Annotated in this window: 13 protein-coding genes; all 13 read right to left on the reverse strand. The window is 62.5% G+C overall.

Going from position 1 to position 15,932, the window contains the following annotated elements:
* Entirely contained in the window at positions 1-363 is a 363-nt protein-coding gene (gene rplV / locus ABCN07_RS02490; protein ID WP_343005247.1) for a 50S ribosomal protein L22, read from the reverse strand.
* A 14-nt stretch (positions 364-377) separates the two neighbouring features.
* Complete coding sequence (gene rpsS, locus ABCN07_RS02495; RefSeq protein WP_293814409.1) at positions 378-638, reverse strand: 30S ribosomal protein S19; 261 nt, start codon at positions 636-638, stop codon at positions 378-380.
* 24 nt (positions 639-662) lie between these two features.
* Entirely contained in the window at positions 663-1,496 is an 834-nt protein-coding gene (rplB, locus tag ABCN07_RS02500) for a 50S ribosomal protein L2 (RefSeq protein WP_293814408.1), read from the reverse strand.
* A gap of 166 nt (positions 1,497-1,662) precedes the next feature.
* A complete protein-coding gene (gene rplW, locus ABCN07_RS02505) occupies positions 1,663-1,965 on the reverse strand; it encodes a 50S ribosomal protein L23 (protein ID WP_343005248.1) in 303 nt (100 codons plus the stop codon).
* Positions 1,966-2,592 (reverse strand): 50S ribosomal protein L4, encoded by a 627-nt coding sequence (gene rplD, locus ABCN07_RS02510; RefSeq protein ID WP_293814406.1) that lies wholly within the window; start codon positions 2,590-2,592, stop codon positions 1,966-1,968.
* 42 nt (positions 2,593-2,634) lie between these two features.
* Positions 2,635-3,255, reverse strand: a complete 621-nt coding sequence (rplC, locus tag ABCN07_RS02515; protein WP_293814405.1) for a 50S ribosomal protein L3 — start codon at positions 3,253-3,255, stop codon at positions 2,635-2,637.
* Positions 3,256-3,675: 420 nt separating this feature from the next.
* Entirely contained in the window at positions 3,676-3,984 is a 309-nt protein-coding gene (gene rpsJ / locus ABCN07_RS02520; RefSeq protein ID WP_293814404.1) for a 30S ribosomal protein S10, read from the reverse strand.
* Between the two features lie 67 nt (positions 3,985-4,051).
* On the reverse strand, positions 4,052-6,148 hold the full coding sequence (gene fusA / locus ABCN07_RS02525; protein WP_343005249.1) for an elongation factor G: 2,097 nt from the start codon (positions 6,146-6,148) through the stop codon (positions 4,052-4,054).
* Positions 6,149-6,172: 24 nt separating this feature from the next.
* Positions 6,173-6,643, reverse strand: a complete 471-nt coding sequence (gene rpsG / locus ABCN07_RS02530; RefSeq protein ID WP_293814402.1) for a 30S ribosomal protein S7 — start codon at positions 6,641-6,643, stop codon at positions 6,173-6,175.
* 64 nt (positions 6,644-6,707) lie between these two features.
* Positions 6,708-7,076 (reverse strand): 30S ribosomal protein S12, encoded by a 369-nt coding sequence (gene rpsL, locus ABCN07_RS02535; RefSeq protein WP_293814401.1) that lies wholly within the window; start codon positions 7,074-7,076, stop codon positions 6,708-6,710.
* Positions 7,077-7,300: 224 nt separating this feature from the next.
* Complete coding sequence (locus tag ABCN07_RS02540) at positions 7,301-7,510, reverse strand: helix-turn-helix domain-containing protein (RefSeq protein ID WP_343005250.1); 210 nt, start codon at positions 7,508-7,510, stop codon at positions 7,301-7,303.
* A gap of 136 nt (positions 7,511-7,646) precedes the next feature.
* Positions 7,647-12,089 (reverse strand): DNA-directed RNA polymerase subunit beta', encoded by a 4,443-nt coding sequence (locus ABCN07_RS02545; RefSeq protein ID WP_343005251.1) that lies wholly within the window; start codon positions 12,087-12,089, stop codon positions 7,647-7,649.
* 6 nt (positions 12,090-12,095) lie between these two features.
* A complete protein-coding gene (locus ABCN07_RS02550; RefSeq protein WP_343005252.1) occupies positions 12,096-15,605 on the reverse strand; it encodes a DNA-directed RNA polymerase subunit beta in 3,510 nt (1,169 codons plus the stop codon).
* Between the last annotated feature and the right edge of the window lie 327 nt (positions 15,606-15,932).

The following is a 15,932-nucleotide window of genomic DNA, read 5'->3' on the forward strand; positions in this document are numbered from 1 at the left end:
TTACGCCTCCTTTCGGGGAGCGACGGTGATGGTGATGTGGCTCGTGCGCTTGTTGATGTGGCTCGCGGAGCCCTTAGCGCGCGGACGGATGCGGCGGAGCGTCGGGCCCTCGTCGACGTAGGCGGCCACGATCACGAGGTCGTCGGGACGGAAGCCCTTGTTCTGATAGGCGTTGGCCACGGCGGAGCGGAGAACCTTCTCCACGTCGACGGCGACAGCGCGCTCAGAGAACTGGAGGATCTCGTTGGCGCGAGCAACGGACTTGTTGCGGATGAGATCAACGACAAGACGGGCCTTGCGCGGGGCGACACGGACGTACCTGGCGGTCGCAGAGACCCAATTCGGGTTGGTGTTCTTAGCCATTTGTCAGTACCCCCTTAAGCCTGCTTGTGACCACGGAAGGTGCGGGTCGGGGCGAACTCGCCCAGCTTGTGACCAACCATGGACTCGGTGACGTACACAGGGACGTGCTTGCGGCCATCGTGGACGGCAATCGTGTGACCGACCATCTCCGGGAAGATGGTGGAGGAACGCGACCAGGTCTTGATGACCTCCTTCTTGCCAGCCTCGTTCATCGCAGCGACACGCGAAAGGAGGCGAGTCTCCACGAACGGGCCCTTCTTGAGACTTCTGCTCATAGGTGCTTTCTCCTACTTCTCGCGTTACTTCGTCTTGCGACGACGGATGATGAGGCGGTTGGTGACCTTCTTCGGGTCGCGGGTCTTCTTGCCCTTAGCCGGCTTGCCCCACGGGGACACAGACGGACGACCAGAGGTGTGGTTCTTGCCCTCGCCGCCGCCGTGCGGGTGGTCGACCGGGTTCATGACCGTACCACGGACGGTCGGACGGACGCCGGCCCAACGGTTACGACCAGCCTTGCCGATCTTGATGTTGGCGTGCTCGGCGTTGCCAACCTCGCCGATGGTGGCGCGGCAGGTGATGAGGACGCGGCGCATCTCGGAAGACGGCATGCGAAGGATGGCGTAGCCACCCTCCTTGCCCATCAGCTGGCAGGAGTTACCAGCGGAACGGGCGATGGCAGCGCCACGGCCGGGCTGGAACTCGACGGCGTGGATGAGCGTACCGACGGGAATCTCGGACAGCGGCATGGCGTTGCCGGGCTTGATGTCGGCGCCCTCGCCAGAAACGACGGTGTCGCCGACGTTGAGGCCCTTCGGGCAGAGGATGTACGCCTTGGCGCCGTCAGCGTAGTGAAGCAGCGCGATGCGAGCGGAACGGTTCGGGTCGTACTCGATGGTGGCAACCTTGGCGGGCACGCCATCCTTACGACGCTTGAAGTCGATAACGCGGTAACGACGCTTGTGGCCGCCGCCCTGGTGACGGGTGGTCACGCGACCGTTGTTGTTGCGACCGGCCTTCTTCGGCAGCGGCTCGAGAAGCGACTTCTCGGGCTTGTCCGTCGTGATCTCGGCGAAGTCCGAGACCGTCTGGAAGCGCCTGCCTGCGCTGGTCGGCTTGAGGTGCTTAACTCCCATGTTACTTTCCCTTTCTTAGGTCCGTTGGCCATCCCGCTCAAGGGATGAGGCCTTGCAGCCGTTATCGGCAGTGGCCTCGGCGAGATGACGCCGGATTACCACGGTGCCGCGCGTATCCTTCAGCGCGGCGCGAACACGCCCTCGCTTTTGCGAGGGCGGGAGTACCCTACTCCTCGGAGGCAGCCTGCTGGCCGAAGAGCTCGATCGAATCGCCCTCGGCGACAGTCACGATGGCCTTCTTCCAGGAACGGGTCTTGCCAGCCTGGTAGCGGACGCGCTTGGTCTTGGGCTTCACCGAGATGGTGTTGACCTTGACGACGTGGACGCCAAAGAGCTTCTCGACGGCGTCAGCAATCTCCTCCTTGGGAGCCTGCTTGGCGACCTCGAACGTGTACTTGTTCTGGTTCATGAGGTCGAAGGAACGCTCGGAGACGACCGGGCGGATGATGACGTTGTAGACGGAGTTCATTTAAGCGAGCACCTCCTCGAGCTTCTTAGCGACCTCGGTCGACATAACGAGAGCGTTGTTGTCGATGAGGGCGTGCGTGGTGACCTCGCCAACGCCGATGATGCGAACGGTCTCGACGTTACGGAAGGACAGGTAGGTGTAGACGTCGTCGTCGGGGACGATGACGGTGAGGCGCTTGCCCTCGAGGCCAAGAGCCTTGAGCATGGCAACGGCCTGCTTGGTGCAGGGCTTGTCGAAGCCATAGTTGTCGACGACCACGAGCTCGTTGTCGCGAAGCTTACCGGAGAGCACGCCGCGCATGGCGAGCTTGACCTCCTTGTTGTTCAGACGACGAGCGTGGGAACGAGGGGTCGGGCCGAAGGGCACGCCGCCGCCAACCCACTGGGTGGCACGGATGGAGCCCTGGCGGGCACGACCGGTGCCCTTCTGACGCCAAGGCTTGGCGCCGCCGCCGGAGACCTCGGAGCGACCCTTGGTGTCGTGGGTGCCCTGACGGAGGTTACCGAGCTGAACGGTCACGACCTGGTGGATAACGGGGATGTTCGGCTCGATGCCGAACACGCTGGAGCTGAGCTCGACGGTACCGGCCGCCTTGCCCTCCGCGTTCTTGATTTCGATGTTGGACATCATGTTCTCCTTGATAGCCTAAAGGTGTGTATCTCTAGGCCCTTAGGCCATGCGGATCGAGACCAGGGCGTTCTTGCCGCCGGGGACGGCACCCTTGACGAGCATGAGGTTCTGCTCGGCGTCAACGCGGACGAGCTTGAGGTTCTTGACGGTGACGCGCTCGTCGCCCATGTGACCAGCCATGTGGAGGCCCTTGCGGACACGAGACGGATAGGCGCACTGGCCGATGGAACCCGGCTTACGCTGGTTGCGCGAACCGTGGGTCATGGGACCGCAGGCGAAGTTCCAGCGCTTGATGGTGCCCTGGAAGCCCTTGCCCTTGGAGGTGCCGGTGACGTCGACGTTCTTGACCTCAGCGAAGTCAGCCACGGAGACGACGTCGCCAACCTTGTGCTCCTCGCCGGAGGCAACGCGGACCTCGCGGAGATAGCGCATGGGCTCGACGCCGGCCTTGGCGAAGTGACCCGCCATGGGCTTGTTGACGCGAGACTTCTTGATCTCACCGAAGCCAATCTGGACGGCGTCGTAGCCGTCGGTGGCAACGGTCTTGACCTGCGAAACGACGCAGGGGCCGGCCTGAATGACCGTAACGGGGACGACGTTATCGTCCTCGTCAAACACCTGGGTCATCCCGATCTTGCGGCCGAGGATGGTGCTGACCATACACGTTCCTTACCTTCGGTGGTCTTGGGTGTGTCAGGCGCCCCTTGCGCCAGTTCCCAGCGGACCACATCCTACTGTGCGCTGCGCGGGTGAGGGCGTTGGCTGTGACCTGCGGCTTCCCTCGCGTTGCCGGCGGAAACACGTACGTGCTTCTCGTGCCCGTTCGAAGGATACGCCCGGCACCGGGGTTAGGTGCCGACACAGCATGCCCCTAAAAGCGCAGCCTGACTAGTATACACGCGTCTGATGCCCTTCACAATCTCTATATTTGCTGGTTAGCAGTGGCATTTCGGCGACCGATCGCTCGCCCTCCCGCGAACCGGCAAAAGTTGACAAAGGGACTGTCCCTTTGTCAACTTCGTACAAAGAAGGAGGCCCCGGCATCCGGGACCTCCTAGGAAGAGCTATTCGGTCGAGAACTTAAAGCTTGATCTCGATGTCAACGCCGGCCGGAAGGTCGAGGCGCATGAGCGAGTCGACGGTCGAGCTCGTGGGCTCGAGGATGTCGATGAGACGCTTGTGGGTGCGCATCTCGAACTGCTCGCGGGAGTCCTTGTCCTTGTGCGGCGAGCGGATGACCGTGTAAAGGTTGCGCTCGGTCGGCAGGGGGATGGGGCCAGACACCTTGGCGCCAGTCTTCTGGGCGGTGTCGACGATGAGCTTCGCGGACTGATCGATGACCTCGTGATCAAAGCCCTTGAGACGAATCCTGATCTTCTGGTTAGACACTTGGTACCTCCATCGGCGGGCGCGCGCGTGCCTGCATGCGCCCGGTCGTTTCTCCTAGGGCTAGAACTTAGGCGTTGCCGCCGGCCTTGCTGACGATCTCGTCGGCAACGTTCTTCGGGACGGGCTCGTAGTCGCTGAACTGCATGGTGTAGCTCGCGCGGCCCTGGGTCTGGGAACGAAGGTCGGTAGCGTAGCCGAACATCTCGCCCAGGGGCACCTTGGCCTTGATGGACGTGGTGCCGTTGCGCTCCTCCATGCCCTGGATCTGGCCACGGCGGGAGTTGAGGTTGCCCATGACGTCACCGAGGTACTGCTGCGGGGTCTCGACCTCGACGTCCTCGATGGGCTCGAGGAGAACCGGGTTGGACCTCTTCAGGGCCTCCTTGATGGCCATGGAACCGGCGATCTTGAAGGCGGCCTCGGAGGAGTCGACCTCGTGGTAAGAACCGTCAACAAGGGTGACCTTGATGTCGACAACCGGGTAGCCGGCGATGACGCCGCTCTCGAGAGCCTCCTGGATGCCCTTGTCGATCGAGGGGATGTACTCCTTCGGGACGACACCGCCGACGATGGCGTTGACGAACTCGTAGCCCTTGCCGGACTCCTGCGGCTCGAGGTCGATGACGGCGTGACCGTACTGACCACGACCACCGGACTGGCGAACGAACTTGCCGTCGACGTGCTGGACGGCCTTGCCAGCGGTCTCACGGTAGGCGACCTGCGGCTTACCCACGTTGCAGTCAACGTTGAACTCGCGCTTCAGGCGGTCGACGATGATCTCGAGGTGCAGCTCGCCCATGCCGGCGATGATGGTCTGACCGGTCTCCTGGTCCGTGTGAACCTGGAAGGTCGGGTCCTCCTCGGCGAGCTTGGCGAGGCCAACGCTCATCTTGTCCTGCTCGGCCTTGGTCTTGGGCTCGACGGCGACGTCGATGACCGGGTCGGCGAACTCGATGGACTCGAGGATGATGGGGTGAGCCTCGTCGCACAGGGTGTCACCGGTGGTGGTGGACTTGAGGCCCACGGCAGCGACGATGTCGCCGGTGGCGCAAGAGTCGCGGTCCGTACGATCGTGGGCGTTCATCTCGAGGATGCGGCCCAGACGCTCGCGATTGCCCTTGGTGGCGTTGTAAACGTAGGAGCCAGCCTCAGCGGTGCCGGAGTAGACACGGAAGTAGGTCAGCTTACCGACGAACGGGTCGGTCTGGATCTTGAAGGCCAGGGCGCTGAACGGAGCCTTGTTGTCGGCCTCGCGGGTCTCGGTCTCCTTGGACTTCGGGTTGGTGCCCTCGACGGGAGGAACGTCGAGCGGGCTCGGGAGGTAGTCGACGACGGCGTCGAGGAGCTCCTGGATGCCCTTGTTCTTGTAGGCGGAGCCGACGAAGACGAGGTTCAGCTCGTTAGAGATAACGCCCTTGCGGAGCGCGGCCTTGAGCTCGGAGACCTCGATCTCCTCCTCCATGAGGATCTTCTCCATGAGGTCGTCGTCAAAGTTGGCGGCGGCGTCGAGGAGCTCATCGCGCTTGGCCTGGGCAACCTCGGCGTACTCGGCCGGGATAGCGTCCATGGCCTCAGGGTAGATCATGCCCTTGTCGTCTTCCTTGAAGTCCCAAGCGGTCATGGTGACCAGGTCGACGAGGCCCCAGAACTGGTCCTCGGCGCCCATCGGGATCTGAGCGGCGACGGCGTTGGCGTGCAGGCGCTCCTTCATGGTGTCAATGGCGTGGAAGAAGTCAGCGCCAATGCGGTCATACTTGTTGATGAAGGCGATGCGCGGGACGTTGTAGTTGTGAGCCTGACGCCAAACGGTCTCAGACTGCGGCTGAACGCCGGCAACGGCGTCGAAGACGGCGACGGCACCATCGAGGACGCGGAGGGAGCGCTCGACCTCGGCCGTGAAGTCAACGTGGCCTGGGGTGTCGATGATCTGAATGACGTTGTCGCCCCAGAAGCACGTGGTAGCAGCGGACTGAATGGTAACGCCGCGCTCCTGCTCCTGAACCATCCAGTCCATGGTGGCGGCGCCATCGTGGACCTCACCGATCTTGTGGGTCTTGCCGGTGTAGTAAAGGATTCGCTCGGTGGTCGTGGTCTTACCGGCATCGATGTGGGCCATGATGCCGATGTTACGCATGTCCTTGAGCGTGTACTTGCTCTTTGCCATGAGTGTTCTCCCTAACCTACGCGATTACCAGCGATAGTGCGAGAAGGCACGGTTGGCCTCGGCCATCTTGTACATATCCTCGCGCTTCTTGACGGAGGCACCGATGCCGTTGGAGGCGTCGATGATCTCGTTGGCGAGACGCTCGGCCATGGTCTTCTCCTTGCGGGCGCGGGAGAAGGTGACGATCCAGCGAATGGCCAGCGTGGTGGCACGACGGGAGTTGACCTCCATCGGCACCTGGTAGGTGGCACCGCCGACACGCTTCGGCTTGCACTCGAGGGTCGGGCGGACGTTGTCCATGGCCTTCTTGAAGACGGTCAGCGGATCAGACTCGGTCTTCTCCTTGACGAGGTCGAAGGCGCCGTAGACGATGCGCTCGGCGACGGACTTCTTGCCGTCGAGAAGGACCTTGTTGATGAGCTGGGTCACGAGGCGGTTGTTGTAGACGGCATCCGGCGTGATCTCACGACGGTTGGCTGCTGCACGACGCGGCATATTGAAACTCCTAACGAAATCAGCCCAGACGTTCGGGCGTGGTAGTTACTGGTACTGGGCTGGTTTAGCCGCGCTTGGCGCCGTAGCGAGAACGGGCCTGCTTACGATCCTGAACAGCGGCGCAGTCGTAGGCACCACGGATGATCTTGTAGCGGACACCAGGGAGGTCACGGACACGGCCGCCACGGACGAGCACGATCGAGTGCTCCTGGAGGTTGTGGCCCTCGCCCGGGATGTAGGCGGTAACCTCGACGCCGTTCACGAGGCGCACACGGGCGACCTTACGAAGAGCGGAGTTAGGCTTCTTGGGGGTGGTGGTGAAGACACGGGTGCAAACGCCGCGCTTCTGCGGGTTGTGCTTGAGTGCCGCGTTCTTGGACTTGCTCTTGATCGTGGTGCGGCCCTGACGGACAAGCTGGTTGATAGTAGGCAAAGCTTCTCTCCTTCATACCTATCTAGACCTGTGCTGATTACATACTTGAAGGCGACGCAGCACGACGTCACCCCGGATTGGCGCAAGTGAGAAGATTACTCGTGCTAGATTCATGTGTCAAAAAGCCACGGGGCCGGGCGTATCCATCTTCACATTCGGCACAAAAAATGGGGCGCCCCGGATCGAGGTCGTCCCACTTTACACTGCATGCTCTCTAAAGACCACTAGGCCTTGCGAGGCCTACCCCTCTTCTTAGGGCGCAAGGCTTCGGCGCCTTCCTCCCTATAGGTCGAGCACCACCTGAAGAAGGCGCTCTTGCTCTTGACGCCATAGGTATCCATGGCACTCGTAGACGTCATGCCGCCTTCGATGTGCGCCTTGACGGCGCCAACTTTGTCCTCGTATGAGTACTGGTTTCTGGTATCCCCCTTCATGGTTGTACATGGCCCCCTTTCATATTCAATTTGCCCCCCAACAGATAGTTGAATTCTATATAAAACGGGAGGGCCGTGGAATAACCCCACGGCCCTCCCGGTCTTTAAATTTTCGTAAACGACGGCGAACTAAAGACTACTCGTCGTCCTCATCCATCGAGTCGTCGTGGCGGACGACCTGGGAAAGAAGCGCATCAAGGGAGTCGAGACCCTCGTTGATGACATCGGCCTTCTGACCGCTCTCGGCAGGAGCGCCAATGAGCTCGTCGTCCGAGTCGAAGTGGTGCGCCGACGGGGCGGCGGAGCCGAGAAGAACGTCGGAGTCTCCGTCAGGCGAGAAGACCATGTTCAGAAGCTGAGACAGGTCCTCGTCGTCGGCACCCTCATCCTCGGGCTCGAGGATGTAGAGCAGGCCGCGCGCCTCAAGGCCGTCGCGAAGCTCCTGAATCGCCTTGGCGCCAATGCCGTCGATGTGCAGGAGGTCGTCCTCGGTCTTACCGATGAGGTCGCCCACGGTCTCGATGCCAACCTCGCCGAACTTGTTGGTCCAACGCTGCGACACGCCGAGGTCGTCGAAGAGGTAGAGCTTGGCATCCTCGCTGGAGAGGGTACGGCCGTTCTTCGAGTAGACGCCCGGGTAACCATACTCGTCGCCAACCCAGTCAAGCTGCTGAGGAAGCTGCTCCTCAACCTCCTTGAGCTGCTCGGGAGCCCAGTCGGGCAGGCTCTTCGCAAGCGGGCTCGTCGGGCCGTCGATCTTCTGGCCGCGGTACGTAAGCTCGACGTCGTTGTAGGCGGCAAGGCCGGTACCGGCGGGAATCTTCTTGCCGACGATAACGTTCGACTTCAGGTCCATGAGGTTGTCGACCTCGCCGGAGATGGCGGCCTCGGTGAGGACGCCAGCCGTGCGGATGAACGACGCGCTGGAGAGCCAGGAATCGATGGAGCTGGCGACCTTGAGGGTACCAAGGATCGCGGGTTCGGCCTCGGGGGCGACGCCACCGGCGAGGGTAATCTCGTTGACGGTGTCGGCGAACTCGTAGCGGTCGACGTACTGACCCATGAGGTACTTGGAGTCACCCGGGTTGGTGATCTGGACGCGACGCAGCATCTGACGGGCGATGACCTCGATGTGCTTGTCGTTCAGCTCAACGCCCTGGCTGGTGTAGACGTCCTTGACGCTCTCGACGAACGTGTGCATGGTCGACTCGATGTCGGTGAGCTTGCGCAGGTTGCGGAAGTTCACGAAGCCCTTGGTGATCTGGTCACCGGCGCGGACCTCGCAGCCATCCTCGATGCCCGGCATGAAGCGGGCGCTCGCGGGAATGCGCTTCTCGTCGAGAATGCGGGTCGGGTCGTCGATGTCGACGATGCGGACGAGGTACTCGGTCTGCTCCGGCGAGATGGTGAGCTTACCGGAGAGCGGAGCGAGGTCAGCCTCACGGCCGAGGATCTTCTCGTTGACGTTGCCGACGACGTCGAACATACGGCCAACCGTAGGCAGGCCCTGCGTAATGTCGTCGACGCCTGCGACGCCGCCGGAGTGAATCGTACGCATCGTGAGCTGGGTGCCCGGCTCGCCGATGGACTGGGCGGCGATGATGCCAACCGCGGTACCAACGTTGACCGGACGACGCGTGGAGAGGTCCCAGCCATAGCACTTCTGGCAGACACCGTTCTTGGAACGGCAGGTGAGGAGAGCGCGGAGCTCAACCTTCTTGAGGCCAGCATCGACAAGGCGCTGGATGTCAGCGGCGGACTCGATGTAGCCGTCCTTCGGGATGAGAACCTCGCCGGTCTTCGGGTCGATAACGTCGTTGAGGGCGCAACGGCCGACAAGGTCGACGTTGAGGTCGGTCGTGCCGGGCTTCACCAGGACGTAGGAAACGCCCTCGGCGGTGCCACAGTCCTCCTCGCGAACGATGACGTCCTGCGCAACGTCGACGAGACGACGCGTGAGGTAACCGGAGTCAGACGTGTGAGACGCGGTGTCGACGAGGCCCTTACGAGCGCCGTAGGTCGAGATGAAGTACTCGAGCGGGAGCAGGCCCTCACGGAAGTTCGCCTTAATGGGAAGGTCGATCGTGTCACCGGACATGTCAGCCATGAGGCCTCGCATACCGGCGAGCTGACGAAGCTGCGTCTTAGAACCACGAGCACCGGAGTCAGCCATCATGTAGATGGGGTTGTCGTCGTCGAAGCCCTCGAGCATTGCCTTACCAAGGGCCTCGGTGCACTCGGTCCAAGCGTTAACGACCTCAGCATGACGCTCCGCCTCAGAGAGGAAGCCGTCCTCGTAGTACTCGTTGATCTCGTTGACGTTGGCCTGGGCCTCGGCGAGCATGTGCTCCTTGCAGCCCGGGATGACAGCGTCCCAGACGGACACGGTCAGGCCGGCGCGCGTGGCGAAGTGGAAGCCAGCGAACTTGATGGCGTCCAGGATCGGCTCGACGCGAGCAAGCGGATAACGGTCGCAGCAGTCGTTGACGAGCTTGCCCATGTCGCTCTTCACCATCTTGTAGTTGATGAAGGGGTAATCGGCAGGCAGGCACTGACGGTTGAAGATGATGCGGCCCGTGGTGGTCTCGAAGCGAGCCGGCTTGTCGGTGACGTCGAGGTCCTCTTCCTTGCCCCAAGCAGTGCGGACGCGGAAGATCTTACGGCCGTCGACCTCGGCATTGGCGTCGGCCGCGGAGACGCGGACGATGACCTTGGCCTGGATGTCAATGCCGACACGCGAATCATAGGCAGCGAGCGCGTCGTCGAAGTTGGCGAACACGTGGCCCTCGCCCGGCATGTCGTCCTTCTCCGTCGTGAGGAAGTACACGCCGAAGACCATGTCCTGGGAAGGAACGGTCAGGACCTTGCCGGATGCAGGCGAACGCAGGTTGTTGCTCGAGAGCATGAGGACGCGAGCCTCGGTCTGGGCCTTCGTGGACAGCGGCACGTGAACCGACATCTGGTCGCCGTCGAAGTCTGCGTTGAAGGGGGCACACACGAGCGGATGCAGGTGGATGGCCTTACCCTCGACGAGGACCGGCTCGAAGGCCTGAATCGACAGACGGTGCAGCGTAGGTGCACGGTTGAGAAGCACGAGACGGCCGTCGATGACCTCCTCGAGCACGTCCCAAACGGCGGGAAGGCTGCGATCGATGGCACGCTTGGCGCCCTTGATGTTCTCAACCTTGCCGAGCTCGACGAGGCGACGCATGACAAACGGCTTGAAGAGCTCGAGGGCCATCGTCTTGGGGAGGCCGCACTGGTGAAGAAGCAGGTGCGGGTCGGTGACGATGACGGAACGGCCGGAGTAGTCGACTCGCTTACCAAGCAGGTTCTGACGGAAGCGGCCCTGCTTGCCCTTGAGGGCCTCGGCGAGCGACTTGAGCGGACGACCGCCACGACCAGTGACGGGACGGCCGCGACGACCGTTGTCGAAGAGCGCGTCCACGGACTCCTGGAGCATGCGCTTCTCGTTGTTGACGATGATCGCGGGGGCATCGAGGTCAAGAAGGCGCTTCAGGCGGTTGTTGCGGTTGACCACACGACGGTAGAGGTCGTTGAGGTCAGACGCGGCGAAGCGGCCGCCGTCGAGCTGCACCATCGGGCGCAGGTCGGGCGGGATGACCGGAATGACGTCAAGGATCATGTTGGCAGGGTCATTGTGGCCCTCGAGGAAGGCGTCAACGACCTCAAGGCGCTTGACGGCCTTCTCGCGACGCTGCTTCTGGCCCTTGTCGTCGGCGATGATGGCGCGGAGCTCAACCGCGGTCTTCTCAAGGTCGACAGCGCGGAGAAGGTCGCGAACGGCCTCGGCGCCCATGCCGCCCTGGAAGTAGATGGAGTAGTAGCGCTTCATCTCGCGGAAGAGGCTCTCGTCGGAGATGAGCTCACGCGGCTCGAGCTGCATGAACTTCTCGTAAGCCTCAGAGCGGAGCTGCTTCTCCTCCTCATACTCCTCGCGGAGGTCGACGATCGCGGCAGCGAGCTCGTCATCGGTCAGGACGTCGTCGCCGTTGAACTCGTCGACGATGCCCTCGGCCTGGTCAGCACGCATGCGCTCGATCTGCTCGTCGCGCTCGGCGTCGAGCTGCTCGAGGTCGGCGGCCAGCTCCTCCTTGAGGTCGGCAGCGTCGGCCTCGCGGGCCTCGGTGTCGACATTGGTGATCACGTAGCTCGCGAAGTAGAGAACCTTCTCGAGGTCCTTGGACTTCATGTCGAGCAGACGCGACAGCGGGAAGCAGTTGGGGCTCTTGAAGTACCAGATGTGGCTCACGGGAGCCGCGAGCTCGATGTGGCCCATGCGCTCACGGCGCACCTTGGCGCTCGTGACCTCAACGCCGCAGCGCTCGCAGACGATGCCCTTGAAGCGAATGCCCTTGTACTTGCCGCAGCCGCACTCCCAGTCCTTGACCGGGCCAAAGATCTTCTCGCAGAACAGGCCGTCCTTCTCCGGCTTGAGCGTACGGTAGTTGATCGTCTCGGGCTTCTTGACCTCACCGTGCGACCAGCTGCGGATGTCATCGGCAGAGGCGAGGGAGATCTTAATGGCGTCGAAGTCAGTGGTATCGAAATCTGCCACGGTTCGCTACTCCTTCTCGTTCGTGGTCTCGGCGACGAGCTCGGGCTCCTCGTCGGAGGAGTTGAGGTCGACGGGGGCACCGATCAGGTCATCGGCAGAGCCGGCGTCGGCGAAGACGTCGACCGGGTTCTCGGCGCTGACCTCGGCGGCAGCCTTGGCGGCACGCTTCTTGTAGGAGATCGGCTCGATGTCGAGAGCGAGGGAGCGAATCTCCTTGACGAGTACCTTGAAGGACTCGGGGATGCCGGCCTCGGGGACGTTCTCGCCCTTGACGATGGACTCGTAAGTCTTCACGCGGCCGTTCGTGTCGTCGGACTTAACGGTGAGGATCTCCTGGAGGACGTTGGAAGCGCCGTAGGCATACAGCGCCCAAACTTCCATCTCACCGAAACGCTGACCACCGAACTGGGCCTTACCACCGAGCGGCTGCTGGGTGACGAGGCTGTACGGGCCGGTCGAACGAGCGTGGATCTTGTCGTCGACCATGTGGCCGAGCTTCAGGATGTAGGAGGTACCCACGGTGATCTTGTCACGGAAGGGCTCGCCGGTACGACCGTCGTAGAGGGTGGTCTTACCAAAGCTGTTGAGCTGCGGCACGAAGGTCTCGTCCATATGCTCGCCAAAGCGCTCGCGGGCACGGTTCACCAGGTTGATGTTGGTGCGACGAATAGCCTCAGCGACCTCGTCGGCCGTGGCACCGTCGAAGACCGGAGTCGTAACGGGGATCGGGCCGGGGATGTACTTGTCGGAATTGGCATCCTCCATGTCCCAGCCATTGGCGGCAGCCCAGCCAAGGTGGCACTCGAGCAGCTGACCGACGTTCATACGGGACGGAACGCCCAGCGGGTCGAGCAGGACGTCGATGGGCGTACCATCGGCCATGTAGGGCATGTCCTCGACCGGCAGGACGCGGCAGACGACACCCTTGTTGCCGTGACGGCCGGCGATCTTATCGCCCTGCTGGATCTTGCGGCGCTGAGCGACGAACACACGGACGAGCTCGTTGACTCCCGGCGGGAGGTCGTCGCCAGCCTCGCGGCTGAAGCGGACGACGTCAACAACGCGGCCATAGGCACCGTGAGGCATCTTCAGCGACGTATCACGGACGTCGTGCGCCTTGGCGCCGAAGATGGCGCGGAGCAGGCGTTCCTCGGAAGTGAGAGCCGTCTCGCCCTTGGGCGTGACCTTGCCGACGAGAATGTCGCCAGGGCCGACCTCGGCGCCGATGCGAATGATGCCGTCATCGTCGAGGTTGGCGAGCATGTCCTCGCCCAGGTTCGGGATCTCGCGAGTAATCTCCTCGGGGCCGAGCTTGGTGTCACGGGCGTCAATCTCGTGACGGGAGATGTTCACCGAGGTGAGCAGGTCATTCTGGACGACGCGCTCGGAGACGACGATGCCGTCCTCGTAGTTGTAGCCTTCCCACGGCATGTAGGCCACGGTGAGGTTCGCGCCGAGGGCGAGCTCGGAGTGGTCGATCGAAGGACCGTCAGCGAGGGGCTGGCCGGCCTTGACCATCTCGCCGGCGTGGACGATCGGACGGTGGTTGATGCACGTGCTCTGGTTAGAGCGCTGGTACTTCGGGAGGTCGTACGTCACGGGACCCTTCGGGCCCTCGACGACGATGTGCGCCGCGTCGGCCTCGAGAACGGTGCCGTCGAACTCGGCGGCGATGATGTCGCCGGAATCGAGGGCGGCACGAGCCTCCATGCCAGTGCCGACGTACGGCGCGTGAGCGTGAATCAGAGGCACGGCCTGACGCTGCATGTTAGCGCCCATGAGGGTACGCTTCGCGTCGTCGTGCTCGAGGAACGGAATGAGCGTGGCGGCCACGGAGAGAAGCTGGCGCGGCGAGACGTCCATGTAGTCGACCTCGGAGACGGGGCACTCGGCAGGGGCGCCGAAGGAGCCGTCGAAGTCGCGGGTACGGGCGACGACGCGCTTGGGGTTGTAGAGGTTGCCGTCCTCGTCAACAGCGATGAAGGAGCCGTCCTTCGGGTCGATCGGCGTGTTCGCCGGCGCGATGACGTGATCCTCTTCCTCGTCTGCGGTCATCCAGTCAATCTGATCGGTGACCTTACCGTCGACGACCCTGCGATACGGGGCCTCGATGAAGCCGAAGTCGTTGACGTGAGCGTAGAGGGCCAGCGAGCCGATGAGGCCGATGTTCGGGCCTTCGGGGGTCTCGATGGGGCACATGCGAGCATAGTGCGAGTTGTGGACGTCGCGGACGGCGGTCGGGACGTTGGTACGACGGCTGGAGCCGGACTTGTGGCCGGCGAGGCCGCCCGGGCCGAGGGCCGAGAGGCGGCGCTTGTGGGTCAGGCCAGCCAGCGGGTTGGACTGATCCATGAACTGAGAGAGCTGCGAGGAGCCGAAGAACTCCTTGATGGCAGCCACAATCGGGCGGATGTTAATCAGGCTCTGCGGCGTGATGTCATCAGCGTCCTGAGCGGCCATGCGCTCGCGAACGACGCGCTCCATGCGGCTCATGCCGATGCGGAACTGGTTCGCGACGAGCTCGCCCACGGTGCGGACACGACGGTTGCCGAAGTGGTCGATGTCGTCGACCTTCTTGGTGGGGTCACCGGCGTGAAGGGCCAGGAGATAGCGAAGGGCGCAGACGAGATCCTCAGCCGTGAGAACGGACTCGGAGGCGTCGACGTCGATGCCGAGCTTCTTGTTGATCTTGTAACGGCCGACCTTCGCGAGGTCATAGCGCTGAGCGTTGAAGTACAGGCCATCGAGCAGGCTGCGGGCGGAGTCGACGGTGGGCGGCTCGCCGGGACGCTGACGCTTGTAAATCTCGATGAGGGCGTCCTCGCGGGTCTGGGCGACGTCGCGCTCGAGCGTGGAGCGCACAATCTCAGAATCGCCGAGGAGGTTGATGATCTCCTCATCGCTCTCGGCGATGCCGAGGGCACGAAGGAACATCGTGGCGCTCTGACGACGCTTACGGTCGATGGAGACGACGAGCTGGCCGCGCTTGTCGACCTCGAACTCGAGCCAGGCGCCGCGGGCAGGAATGAACTGGACGCGGTGAACCTGAACGCCGTTGTCCATCTCGGCAGCGAAGTACACGCCCGGCGAACGGACGAGCTGCGAGACGACGACGCGCTCAGTGCCATTGATGATGAAGGTGCCACGCTCGGTCATCAGGGGGAAATCACCCATGAAGACGAGCTGCTCCTTGATCTCGCCGGTCTCCTTGTTAACGAAGCGGACGTCGACCAGGAGCGGGGCCTGATACGACATGTCCTTGGCGCGGCACTCGGCGATCGTGTTGGCGGGATCACCAAACTGGTGCTCGCCGAAGGTGATCTCCATCGTGCCAGCGTTGTTCTCGATGGGCGAAGCCTCGGCAAAAGCCTCGGCAAGGCCATCGGTCATGAAGCGCTCGAACGACTCCTTCTGGATCCTAATCAGGTTGGGGAGCTCCATCGCGGGAGCGATCTTGGAAAAGCTCACGCGATCGTGCTTGACTGCGGAGGTGGTAGTAGACTTAGCGGTACGCACCAGGCATTTCCTCCTTCAACATGGCATATGGCGGCAGTTGTCGCAACCTAATAATCTAACGAAGCTCAAGTCTTTCGTCAATGAACAGTCTTGACTTCATTATTTTTTTCAACTATTTTGTCGCCCTTTAGCTATTTCCTGCACCTTTGCCGTTTTCGGCGAACCTCTGGTTATGAAGGACCTGTGAGCAGTCGCCCTCTCTACCGCTCAAGTGCCGCGCACTACCGCTTGGCGACTTCTCTCTTTTGCTTCTGACACTCCCCCGCTGCATCCATCGATCCTCACTCAAGCCGACAGAACGGCTGTAAACAGAAAAAGCCCCGCACC

Source organism: Collinsella sp. 1033st1_E11_1033SCRN_220408 (genome assembly GCF_039062465.1).
In the GTDB taxonomy this organism is placed as follows: domain Bacteria; phylum Actinomycetota; class Coriobacteriia; order Coriobacteriales; family Atopobiaceae; genus Parolsenella.